The following is a 13,391-nucleotide window of genomic DNA, read 5'->3' on the forward strand; positions in this document are numbered from 1 at the left end:
TTAGAGACCGAGTTCTTCGTCGAGCATCGCGAACATCTCGTCGTCCGAGGCCGACTCGAAGTCCTTCTCGGTACTGGTGTTCTTGGCCCACTTCGTGCGCAGGACGTCGAGCCGGCCCGCGATCTGCTGGTGCAGCGCCTCGTCCACGCTGGCCGCGGCGAGTGCCTTCTCGAACGCGTCGAGGTCGGCCAGCACGCTCGGCAGGCCGGCTTCCGGCGCGTCGGCCAGCAGCTCGGTCTTGAGGTGTGCCACCAGATCCGCGGGAGTCGGGTAGTCGAACACCAGCGTGGCCGGGAGCCGCAGCCCTGTCGCGCCGCCGAGCCGGTTGCGCAGCTCGACCGCGGTGAGCGAGTCGAAGCCGAGGTCCTGGAACTGCCGGTCCTCCTCGATCACCTCGCCCTCCGCGTGCCCGAGCACCTCGGAGACCTGGCCGCGGACGAGATCGAGCAGCGCGTCCGTGCGTCCCTGGTCGGAGAGGTGCACGAGCCGGTTGATCAGCGAGTCGGCGGTTTCCTGACCTGCCACCACCTTCTTCGACTTGGTGCGGACCAGTCCGCGCAGCAGCGGTGCCACGTCGTGGTTGCGCAGGACCGCGAAGTCCAGCTTCACCGGGATCGTCGCCGCCTGGCCGGTCTGGAGCGCCTCGTCGAAGAGGGTGGTGCCGAGTTCCTCGGTGATCGCCGGCATGCCGGAGCGGGCCATGCGTTCCGCGTCCTGTGCGCTGAGCATGCCGGTGTCCCAGGCACCCCAGGCCATGCTCGTCGCCTTTTGGTGGTGCGCCTTGCGGTGGACGGCGAGTGCGTCGAGGAACGCGTTGCCGGCCGCGTAGCCGGCCTGCCCGGCGTTGCCGAACGTGCCGGCGACGCTGCTGAACAGGATCAGGTTCGCGTCCGGTGCCAGCTCGTGCAGGTACCAGGCGGCGTCGACCTTCGGCTGGAGCACCGGGTCGACCCGGTCCAGCGTCAGCGACTCGATGGTGGCGTCGTCGAGCACGCCCGCCGCGTGGATGATCGTCGTCGGGGTGTGGGCGGTGAGGAGTGCGGCGAGTTCGTCGCGGTCGCTCACGTCGCACGCGGCCACCGTGACGTTCGCTCGCAGGTCCCCGGTTTCCGCCTGACCGCTGCGGCTCGCCAGGACGAGTTCCTCGACGCCGTGGTTCTCGATCAGGTGCCGGGCGATGATCCGGCCGAGGCCGCCCGTGCCGCCGGTGATGAGGACCTTGCCGTGATTGATCGTGGTGTCGTGGCGTTCCGCCCTGGTGAGGCGGCCGCCGAGGATCTCGCCGTCCCGCAGCACGATCTGGGGTTCGTCGGCGTTCACGGCCTGGCGCAGGACCGCGAGGCTGGAGCGCTGGTCGTCGATGTCGAGCAACCCGAAGCTGCCGGGATGTTCGGACTGGGCAACCCTGACCAGGCCCCAGACGGCGGCGCTCACCGGGTCCGGAACGTCGTTCTCCGTGGCCGCGATGGCGTTCTTCGTGACGAACCAGAGCCTGCCCCTGCGCAGGCTGGTGATCCACTCCTGGACGTTGATCAGCGCGTCCGACACGGCGGCGTGCGTGGAGTCCACGACGTCGTCCGAGTAGGCCTGGATTTCGGTCAGGACGACTTCGGTGTCGGTGGACTCGATGTTGTCGTAGACGCGTCCGGCGACGAAGTGGTCGACCAGCCCGAAGTGGTCCTCGCCGGCGATCGCCACGGTGGCGTCGATCGGGTCGGTGGCGTTGATCGGCGTCCAGTCGAGGGTGAACAGCGCGTCGCGGGTGCTGTTCTCGTTGAGCTGCCCGGCGCTGACCGCGCGGACCACCAGCGACTCGACCTCGGCGACGGGGTTGCCCTGCGGGTCGGCGACGACGATGTGCATCGCGCCGCTCTCGTCCCTGCTCATCCGCACCCGGACGCTCGCCGCACCGGTGGCGTGGATCTTCACGCCCTCCCAGCTGAACGGCAGCCCCGCCCCTTGGTCGCCCTCGGCGAGGAGCGCGGTGTGCAGCGTGGCGTCGAGCAGTGCGGGGTGGATACCGAACGAGCCGGGTTCGACGCCTTCGGGCAACGCGACCTCCGCGTAGACCGCACCTTCGTGGCGCCACGCGTTCATGAGGCCCTGGAACGTGTCCCCGTACGCGAACCCGATCTCCGCGAACCTGTCGTAGATCTGGTCGAGGTCGACGGGTTCGCCGACCGGCCAGGTGTCGAGGCGGGTTCCCAGGTTGCCGGTGCTGCTGAGGACACCGCTGGCGTTCTCGGTCCACGGCAGGTCGGTGTCCTCCGGCCTGCTGTAGATCGTGACGGTGCGCCTGTCGTTCTCCTCGGCGCTGATCGCGACCTGGATCTGCACGCCACCCTGCTCGGGCAGCATCAGCGGTGCCGCGATCGTCAGCTCTTCCAGCGTGTCGAGCCCGAGCTCCTCCGCAGCCTTGAGCGCGACCTCGACCAGCGCCGCACCGGGCACGAGGGTGCGCCCCATGATCACGTGATCCGCGAGCCAGCCGTGCGTCCTGAGCGCGATCCGGCTGGTGAACAGATGCCCGTCCTGCCCGGCGAGCTGCACCGCCGCGCCGAGCAACGGGTGCCCGACACCGCTCAGCCCCGCGGCCTTCACGTCGCTGGCGCCCTCCACGACCTTCGGCCAGTACGACTGCCTGCGGAACGCGTAGGTGGGCAGGTCGATCTTCTTGGCACCCTTGAGCAACGGGCTCCAGTCGACGCTGACGCCCTCAACGTGCGCCTGCCCCAGCGCGGTCAAAATCTGCGTGACCTCGTCGGCATTGCGCCTGAGCGCCGGAATCGCCCCGTCGACCAGCGGCGTCAGCGCGGCGTCCGGCCCGATCTCCAGGAACGTCTTGTCCCCGAGCGCGGTCACGTTGTCGTGGAACCGCACCGCGTCCCGCACGTGACCGACCCAGTAGTCGACGCTCGTGACATCCCCGGCCGCCTGGAACGCGATCCGCGGCTCGCTGAAGGTGATTTCACCGATCGCCTCCCGGAAGTCCTGCAGCATCGGCTCCATCAACGGCGAGTGGAACGCGTGGCTCACCTTGAGCTGCTTGTACTTCCACTGCTTGGCGATCTTGAGGACCTCGTCCTCCTCGCCGGCCAGCACCACCGTCCGCGGCCCGTTGATCGCCGCGATCGACACGTTCCCGGTCAGGTACGGCGTCACCTCCTCCTCCGAGGCGATCACCGACACCATCGCGCCGCCGGCCGGGAGGTTCTGCATCAACGCGGCCCTCGCCGTGATGAGCTGACATGCGTCCTCAAGGGCGAGAACACCGCTCACGTGCGCCGCCGCCGCCTCGCCGATCGAGTGCCCCGCAACGTGATCGGGCCTGACCCCAAAAGACTCAACCAGCCGGTACAACGCGACCTCGACCGCGAACAACGCCGGCTGCGCGAACCCGGTCTGGTTCAACGCCTCCTGGTCCGCACCCCACATGACGTCCCTGAGCGCCGGGTCGAGGTGCTGCAACGCGTCGTCGAACGCCTCGGCGAACACCGGGAACGCCTCATACAACTCACGCCCCATGCCAACCCGCTGCGCCCCTTGCCCGCTGAACAGGAACGCGACCGGCCTCCTCCGCACCGACCCCCGAGCCACCACCTCGCCATCGAGCACGACCGCCCGGTGATCGAACAACGTCCTGCCCGTCAGCAACGAGTACGCGACGTCCTTGGCCTCACCGCCGACCTGCCGGATCCGCTCGACCTGCCCGTCCAGCGCCCCCTCAGACCGCGCCGACACCACCAACGGAATCGGAATCGATCCCGCCTGGGGGCCCCAGGGGGAGACCGAGGTCCCCACTCCAATCGTCTCACCGGACACCGACAACTCGACGCCGCCAAGATCCACAACGGCCGAGTTGTCCACAGGCGCCGAGTTGTCCACAGATTCTCGCGCGGCCCCCTGACCAGCATTTTCATCGCGTACGCTGGAAATTGGGGGGATCCCCGCGCCCTGCTCCAAGATCACGTGCGCGTTCGTGCCCGAGATGCCGAACGACGACACCGCCGCCCGCCGCGCCCGCGCCACCGAAGGCCACGCGGTGTTCTCCTGCAGCAGCTCGACCGCACCCTCGCTCCAGTCGACGTGCGACGAAGGCGTGGCAGCGTGCAGCGTCCGCGGCAACACACCATGCCGCATCGCCTGCACCATCTTGATGATGCCCGCGACACCGGCCGCAGCCTGCGTGTGCCCGATGTTCGACTTGATGCCACCCAGCAGCAGCGGCACATCACGATCCTGCCCGTAAGTCGCCATCAACGCCTGCGCCTCGATGGGGTCACCCAAAGAAGTACCGGTGCCATGCGCCTCAACAGCATCGACATCAGCAGCACTCAACCCGGCAGACGCCAACGCCTGACGAATGACCCTCTGCTGCGACGGACCGTTGGGCGCCGTCAGTCCGTTGGAAGCACCGTCCTGGTTGATGGCAGAACCACGCACGACCGCCAGCACCGTGTGCCCAAGGCGAACAGCATCGGACTGCCGCTCCAGCACGAGCAGACCAACACCCTCAGACCACCCGACACCATCAGCCGTGTCGGAGAACGCCTTGCACCGCCCATCCTCCGAGAGACCCCGCTGACGAGAGAAACCGACGAACGAGCCCGGCGTCGACATCACGGTCACACCACCGGCCAACGCCAGTGAGCACTCACCGGCCCGAAGAGCCTGCATAGCCCAGTGCAGCGCGACCAACGACGACGAGCACGCGGTGTCGATCGACACCGACGGCCCTTCAAGCCCCAACGCGTAGGACACCCGGCCGGAAATCACCGAAGGCGACGCACCAGTGGAGCCGAAGCCCTCGGTGTCCGCACCGCCGATGAGCTGCGTGTAGTCGTTGTACATGACACCGGCGAACACGCCCGTTGAGCTGCCACGCAACGAGGCCGGCGCGATCCCAGAGCGTTCCAACGCTTCCCACGCGGTCTCGAGCATGAGCCGCTGCTGCGAGTCCGTCGCAACGGCCTCGCGCGGCGACATCCCGAAGAACTCGGGGTCGAACAGGTCGGCGTCGTGCAGGAACCCACCCGCCCGGACGTAGGACGTGCCGGGGTGGTCGGGGTCCGGGTGGAACAACGTGTCGAGGTCCCAGCCGCGGTTCGTCGGGAACGGCGTGACCGCGTCCACCCCGTCCACCACCAGCCGCCACAGGTCCTCCGGCGACGACACACCGCCGGGGTACCGGCAGGCCATGCCGACGATGACGATCGGATCGTCCGAAGTGGACACCAGAGCGGGCAGATCCGACAGGTCGGACACCGCGCCCAGCAACTCGTCCTTCAGAAAAGCAGCCAACTGCGCGGAAGACGGGTAGTCGAACACCACCGTCGCCGGCAGCTTCAACCCGGTCACCGCGGTCAACCTGTTGCGCAACTCCACCGCGGTCAAAGAGTCGAACCCGAGCTCCTGGAACGCCCGCGCCGGGTCGACCGCCGCGATCGTGTCGTAGCCGAGCACGGCCGCGACCTCACCCCGCACCAGGTCCACCAAAGCGTCCGTCCGGCCGGCTTCGTCCAGAACGGACAGTCGCTGCACCATCCCGGAAGCCGTCTCCGACCCGGCGACCTTGCGCCGCGCCTTGACCCGGATCAGCCCGCGCAGCAACGGTTTCACGTCACCGTTCTGCTTCAGCGCACCCAGGTCGAGCCGCACCGGCACCACCGCCGCCTCGAGCCCGCCGACCGCCGCGTCGAACAACCGCAGCCCCAGCTCGGCGTCCAACGCGGGCATGCCCGAGCGCCGCATCCGTTCCGCGTCCTCTGCCGCCAACATGCCGGTGTCCCAAGCACCCCACGCGAGCGACACACCGGGCAGCCCGTTGAGCTGCCGATGCGCGGCGAGCGCGTCGAGGAACGCGTTGCCGGCGGCGTAGTTGCCCTGCCCGGCGTTGCCGAACACACCGGCCGCCGACGAGAACATCACGAACTGCGTGGCCTCGGTCGCGAGGTCGTGCAGGTTCAGCGCAGCGTCCACCTTGGCGCGCAACACACCGTCCACTCGCTCCGGCGTCAACGACTCGATCACACCGTCGTCGAGCACACCGGCCGCGTGCACGACACCCCGAACCTTGTTCTGCTTCAACAACTCCCACAGAGCAGCCCGGTCGGCGGCATCGCACGCGACGACGGAAACCCGCGCTCCCAACGCCTCCAGCTCGCTCACGTCACCCTGACCGCTGCGGCTGACCAGCACCAGCTCGGTCACGCCGTGGTTCTCCACCAGATGCCGCGCCACGATCCTGCCGAGCCCACCGGTGCCACCCGTGATCAACACCGGGCTCTCCCACGCGGCCTCGGCACCCGCGGCAACGCGGCCAAGCCGAGCCGCCCGAGCCTCACCGTCACGAATCACCAGCTGCGGCTCGTCGAGATCCAGCACCCCGAGCAACGTCGCGAGCGACGACTCCTCGGCGTCCAGGTCGATCAACCCGAACCGGTCCGGATGCTCGGTCTGCGCGGTCCGCAGCAGACCCCACACCGCCGCACCGGCCAGGTCGTCACCCTCGATCGCACCACGCGTGACGAACACGAGCCGCCCGTCGCGGTCCTCCCGGATCCACTCCTGCACGAGCTCCAGCGCCCGATGGGTCACCGCCCGCACCGACTCGGCGTTCTGCTCCCCCTCCACCGGCACGAGCACGACATCCGTGCCGGTCAACGAAAGCAGGCCCTCGACCCGTCCGACGGACAGCCCGAGCACATCCGGCCCGAGCACGCTGACCGTCTTGCCCGCCTCGGCCGGCGGCACCGCGATCGGCGTCCACCGCACCGAGAACAACGCGTCCAGCTCGGCCGGCTGCTCCGCCGCGACCGCCCGCATCACCAACGACTCGACCGACGCCACCGGATTACCGGCGGGGTCGGCGAGCGCGATCCGCAACCCGTTGTCGTCGCGCGTCATCTTGACCCGCAACGCCGTCGCACCGGTCGCGTGCAGCGACACGTTCTCCCACGCGAACGGCAACCCGGCCGACCCGCTCTCGTCGAGCAACGAGGCGTGCAGCGCGGCATCGAGCAACGCCGGATGCAGCCCGTACTGCCTGACGCTCACGTCGTCCGGCAGCGCCACCTCGGCATACGTGGTGTCGCCGTCCCGCCAGGCCGCCCGCAGTCCCTGGAACAGGCCACCGTAAGCGAACCCGGCCTCCGCGAACTTCTCGTAGCAGCCCTCGACATCAACCGGCTCAGCCTGCGGCGGCCACACCGAGGCGTCGAACTCGACTCGCTGCTCGCCCTTGGCCAGCACACCGCTGACGACCTGAGTCCACCCGGCATCGGCCACCTCGTCCGGCCGTGCGTGGATCGTGAACGTCCGGCGGTCGTCCCCGGCGGACACCTTCATCTGCAGCGCAAGCCCACCGTGCTCCGGCAGCACCACCGGCGCCGACAGCGTCAGCTCCTCCAGCCGATCGAGCCCGACCTCGTCCCCAGCCCGCATCGCGAGCTCGACGAGCGCCGCACCCGGCACCATCACGCGTCCCATGATCGTGTGGTGGCGAATCCACGGATGCGTGCGCGCCGCCAGCCTGCTGGTGAACAGGAACCCTTCTCCGTCAGCGAGTTCCGCCGACGCGATGAGCAACGGGTGCCCGACCGCGACCATGCCGATGCCGGACGCGTCATCACCGCCGATCCGCACGGCCGGCCAGTACCGCTGGTGGTCGAACGCGTACGTGGGCAGGTCGATCGCCTTGCCACCAACGTGGAATCTGCTCCAGTCGACTTTCACCCCGCCGACGTGCAGCCGAGCCAACGCCGTCAACGCCGCCACCCGCTCGCCCTTGTCCTTGCGCAACAACGGGATCGCGCCGTCCACCAACGCGGACAGCACCCCGTCCGGCCCCACTTCAAGGAACGTCGTCGCACCCTGCGCGGTGAGCCTCTGCACGTTCTCGCTGAACCGCACCGCATCCCGAACGTGGTTCACCCAGTACTCAACGGTGGTCACGTCCCCGCTGGCAACGACAGGAATGCGCGGCTGGTTGAACGTCACCTCCGCCAGCGACTCGCGGAAGTCGTCCAGCATCGGCTCCATCAACGGCGAGTGGAACGCATGCGACACCTTGAGCCGCTTGCTCTTCCACCGTTCAGCAACAGCCGAGACCTCAGCTTCGTCACCCGCGATCACCACCGACCTGGGCCCGTTGATCGCCGCGATCGAGACCCTCTCGGTGAGATGCGGCAGCACCTCGTCCTCAGAAGCCTGAACCGCGACCATCGCGCCACCCTCGGGCAAGGCCTGCATGAGCGCCGACCTGGCGGTGACGAGCAGGCACGCGTCCTCGAGGCTCAGCACCCCGGCCACGTGCGCCGCCGCGATCTCACCGATCGAGTGCCCGGCCAGCTGATCCGGCTGCACACCCCACGACTCGACCAGCCGGTACAGCGCCATCTCCACCGCGAACAACGCCGGCTGCGTGTACCCGGTCTGGTTCAACGCCTCCTGGTCGTCGCCCCACATGACGTCCCGAACCGCCGGGTCCAGGTACATCAGCACGGCGTCCAACGCCTCAGCGAACACCGGGAACGCCTCGTACAGCTCACGCCCCATGCCAACCCGCTGCGACCCCTGCCCGGAGAACAGCACCGCGAGCGACCGCTGCGACTGCGCCGTCCCCTGCGCCAGCACCTCGTCCCCGAGCACCACGGCCCGATGCTCGAACTGCGCCCGCGTCCTCAGCAACGAGAACGCCACGTCCTCCGGCGCACCCACCGCCGCCCGAGCCCGCTCAACCTGCCCCGGCAGCGCCTCCGCCGTCTTCGCCGACACCACGAACGGCACCGAGTTGTCCACAGCCGCCGAGTTGTCCACAGATCGCCCAGCGGCCCCTTGACCAGCACTTTCATCCGGTACGCTGGAAATTGGGGGGATCCCCGACCCCGGCGCCTCCAAGATCACGTGCGCGTTGGTGCCCGACAGCCCGAACGACGAGACGCCGGCCCTGCGCGGCCGCGAGACCGCAGGCCACGGCGTGGCCTCGGTGACCAGCTCGACCGCGCCCTCGCTCCAGTCGACGTGCGACGACGGCGCCGTGACGTGCAGGGTCGGCGGCACGATGCCGTTCCGCATGGCCTGCACCATCTTGATCACACCGGCGACACCGGCCGCAGCCTGCGAGTGCCCGATGTTCGACTTGATGCCACCCAGCAGCAGCGGCACGTCACGGTCCTGCCCGTAGGTCGCGAGCAACGCCTGCGCCTCGATCGGGTCGCCCAGAGTCGTGCCCGTGCCGTGCGCCTCGACCGTGTCGACGTCCTGAGTGGACAGTCCAGCCGACGCGAGCGCTTGCCGGATCACCCTCTGCTGCGACGGACCGTTCGGCGCGGTCAGGCCGTTGGAAGCACCGTCCTGGTTGATCGCCGAACCACGCATCACCGCCAACACCGTGTGCCCGTTGCGAACAGCATCCGACTGCCGTTCCAACACCAGCAGACCGACACCCTCGGACCAGCCGACGCCGTCCGCGGAGTCCGAGAACGCCTTGCAGCGCCCGTCCTCCGACAGACCGCGCTGCCGCGAGAACCCGACGAACGCACCCGGCGTCGACATCACCGTCACGCCACCGGCCAGCGCCAGCGAGCACTCACCGGCCCGCAGCGCCTGTGCCGCGAGATGCATCGCGACCAGCGACGACGAGCACGCGGTGTCGATCGACACCGACGGCCCCTCGAACCCGAAGGTGTAGGAAACACGGCCCGACACCACGGAAGGCGAGGTGCCCGCGCCCTGGTGGCCTTCGGAGTCGGCCTCGAGGATCTGCGCGTAGTCCGAGTACATGACACCGGCGAACACACCGGTCCTGCTGCCGCGCAACGAGGTCGGGTCGATGCCGGCCCGCTCGAGCGCCTCCCACGTCGTCTCCAGCAGGATGCGCTGCTGGCCGTCCGTGCCGAGCGCCTCTCGCGGCGACATGCCGAAGAACGCCGGGTCGAACTGGTCCGCGTCGTGCAGGAAGCCACCGGCGCGGGCATAGGACGTACCGAGGTGGTCGGGGTCCGGGTGGAACAACGAGTCGAGGTCCCAGCCGCGGTTCGACGGGAACGGCGTGATCGCGTCCGTGCCCGAGGCCACCAGGTCCCACAACGTCTCCGGCGACGTCACGCCGCCGGGGAACCGGCAGGCCATGCCGACGATCACGATCGGATCGTCCGCAATAGACGCAGCGGACACCGTGGGCAGGTCCGTGATCTCCGAAACAGCGCCGAACAGTTCGGCGTGCAGGTGATCTGCCAGCGCGATCGCCGTCGGGTAGTCGAACACGAGCGTCGCCGGCAGTCGCAGCCCGGTCGCCTCGGTCAGCTGGTTGCGCAGCTCGACCGCTGTCAACGAGTCGAACCCGAGGTCCTGGAACGCCCGCGTCGCATCCACCGCGTCGATCGACGAATGGCCCAGCACCGCGGAAACCTGCGTGCGCACCAGGTCGACGAGCGCCATGCGGCGATCGGTGATGTCCATCGCGCCGAGCTTCTGCACGAGCCCGGAAGCCGTGGCGGAACCAGCCGCCGCACGCCGCGCCTTGACCCGGATCAGACCCTGCAGCAACGGCGCCACCGCACCGCGTGCCCTCAGCGTCGCGAGGTCGAGCCGCACCGGAACGGTCAGCGCCACCCCGCTCGCCACGGCCGCGTCGAACAGTTCGAGACCCTGCTCCACCGTGATGGGCGGCATGCCGGCGGTGGTCATCCGCGCGGCCTCGGCCTCCGTCAGTTCGCCGGTCATGCCGCTGACCCCGGCCCACACACCCCACGCCATCGAGCTCGCGGGCAGGCCCTGTGCGTTGCGGTGCGCAGCAAGGGCGTCGAGGAACGCGTTGCCCGCCGCGTAGTTGGACTGACCGGCATTGCCGAACACACCGGCCGCCGACGAGAAGACCACGAACGCCGTCAGGTCGTTCGTCAGCTCGTGCAGATGCCAGGCGGCGTCGGCCTTGGGCTTGAGCACGTCCGCGACGCGCTCGGGCGTCATCGACTCGATCACACCGTCGTCCAACACACCGGCGGCGTGCACGACGCCCCGGATCTCATGCTGCGCAAGGAGTTCCGCGACCGCGTTCCGGTCAGTCACGTCGCACGCGGCGACCGTGACCTGTGCTCCCAACGCTTCCAGTTCCGTCGTGTCGGCCTGCCCACGGCGGCTGACGAGCAGGAGCTCCCGCACACCGTGCGTCACGACGAGGTGTTTCGCGATAGTCGCGCCCAGCCCGCCGGTGCCGCCGGTGACGAGAACCTTGCCCTCCCAACGGACATCCGCTTCACCCGTGACCCGTGCCAGTCGTGCGGCGAGCACCTGACCGTCCCGGACCACCAGCTGCGGCTCGTCGACACCGAACGCCACCGAGACCATCGCGGTGGAGAGGTTGTTGCCGCACAGGTCGATCAGCCCGAACCGTTCGGGGTGCTCGGACTGCGCGGACCGCACCAGACCCCAGATCGCCGCGGCGCCCATGTCCTCACCAGTGGTCGCGCCACGCGTGACGAACGCGAGCCTGCCGCCCTTTCCGCTGCTGATCCACTCCTGCACCAGCTCCAGCACCCGCGCGATGTTGCTGTGCGTGCTGCCGAGCACGTCTTCGGAGCCGATGATCGGCACCAGAACCAGCCCGGCAACGGCGTCCGCGATCGCGCCGACCACCGGGAACCCGAGTTCGAGCACGTCCGGCCCTATGACCGCGACCGACTCGGGCGCCGCCACGTCCTCTTGTGTGACCGGCACCCACTCGAGCCCGAACAGCTCGCTCCGCCTGGCCGCGCCGAGCTGCTCGACGTTGACTGCCCGCACCACCACGGCCTCGACCGTGGCGACCGGCGCGCCCGTGACGTCGGCCAGCGCGATCGTCCTGCGCATGCCGCCCTCGTCGCGGGTCAGCTTGACGCGCAGCTCGCTCGCACCGGTGGCGTGCAGGGACACGCCCTCCCACGAGAACGGCAAACCCGCGTCGAGCGTCTCGTCCAGCAACGCCGCGTGCAGCGCCGAGTCGAGCAACGCCGGATGCAACCCGTACGAAGACCCGTCGACGTTCTCGTTCAACGCCAGCTCGGCGTAGATCTCGGAGACCTGCGAACCGTTCGCATCCGTGGACACGACCCGCCACGCGCCCTTGAGGTTCTGGAACGCGGGCCCGTAAGCGAACCCGACGGTCGCGAACCGCTCGTAGCACTCCTCGTAGTCCATCGCCACGGCCCCGGCAGGCGGCCAGACCGTCGCGTCGAAGTCGCTCTGCGTCGTGCCGCTGGCCAGGAAACCGGTCGCGTGCTGCCTCCACGGCGCGTCCGGCACGTCCTCGGTCCGCGAGTAGATCCCGTACTGCCGGCGTCCGTTGCTGTCAGCGCCCACCTTCAGCTGCACCTGCACGGCACCGCGCTCCGGCAGCACCAGCGGCGCGGCGAGTGTGAGGTCATCGACCCGGTCGAGCCCGACCTCGTCCGCGGCCCGCATCGCGCACTCGATCAGCACGGCGGCCGGCACCAGGGTGCGACCCATGATCACGTGGTCCGCGAGCCACGGCTGCGTGCTCAGCGACATCCGGCTGGTGAAGACGACGCCTTCGCCCTCGGCCAGCTCCACCGCCACCCCGAGCAACGGGTGCGCGACGCCGACCAGCCCGAGCCCAGACGCGTCCGACACCCTCCCCGCACTCGCCGGCCAATACCGCTGCCGGTTGAACGGGTAGGTGGGCAACTCGATCCGCGTGCCGCCGCCGTAGAACCGCGCCCAATCAACATTGATTCCGTCAACATGTACTTGACTGAATGCAGTCAACATTGACTCAACATCAGACTTGACGCGCGTCAACGTCGGAATCAACCCGTCAACCATCGCCGTCAACTGCGCGTCCGGCCCGACCTCCAGCACCGTGACGTCACCCAGCCGAGTGACGTTCTCGTGGAACCGCACCACGTCACGCACGTGATTGACCCAGTAATCGATGGTGTCCACTTGTCCGGATGTTGACATCTGGACAACCGGCTCGGAGAACTCGATGTCCGCGATCGCCTCACGGAAGTCCTCCAGCATCGGCTCCATCAACGCCGAGTGGAACGCGTGGCTGACCTTCAGCCGCTTGCCCTTCCACCGCTCCGCAAGCCGGACGACCTCCTCCTCGACACCAGCGATCACCACCGACCGCGGCCCGTTGACAGCGGCAATGGACACACCGTCAGTCAGGTGCTCGAGCACTTCTTCCTCTGACGCGATGACCGACACCATCGCGCCACCAGCCGGAAGGTTCTGCATGAGCGCAGACCGCGCGGTGACGAGGAGGCACGCGTCCTCCAGGCTGAACACGCCCGCAACGTGCGCCGCCGCGATCTCACCGATCGAGTGCCCGGCAAGCTGCGCGGGCCTCACCCCGAACGACTCCAGCAACCGGTACAGCGCCACTTCGA

General features: G+C 69.0%; 1 protein-coding gene (only partly in view). It reads right to left on the reverse strand.

Annotated elements, in window-relative coordinates; translation table 11 throughout:
• A protein-coding gene (locus tag ACWGE0_RS19475; protein ID WP_452262287.1) for an SDR family NAD(P)-dependent oxidoreductase crosses the window boundary here: on the reverse strand, nucleotides 1–13,391 show its end. 16,411 nt of this gene lie beyond the right edge of the window; only the last 13,391 of its 29,802 coding nucleotides appear in the window; the start codon falls outside the window, past its right edge — the gene reads right to left on this strand; the stop codon is at nucleotides 1–3.

This window comes from Lentzea sp. NPDC054927 (assembly GCF_053610285.1).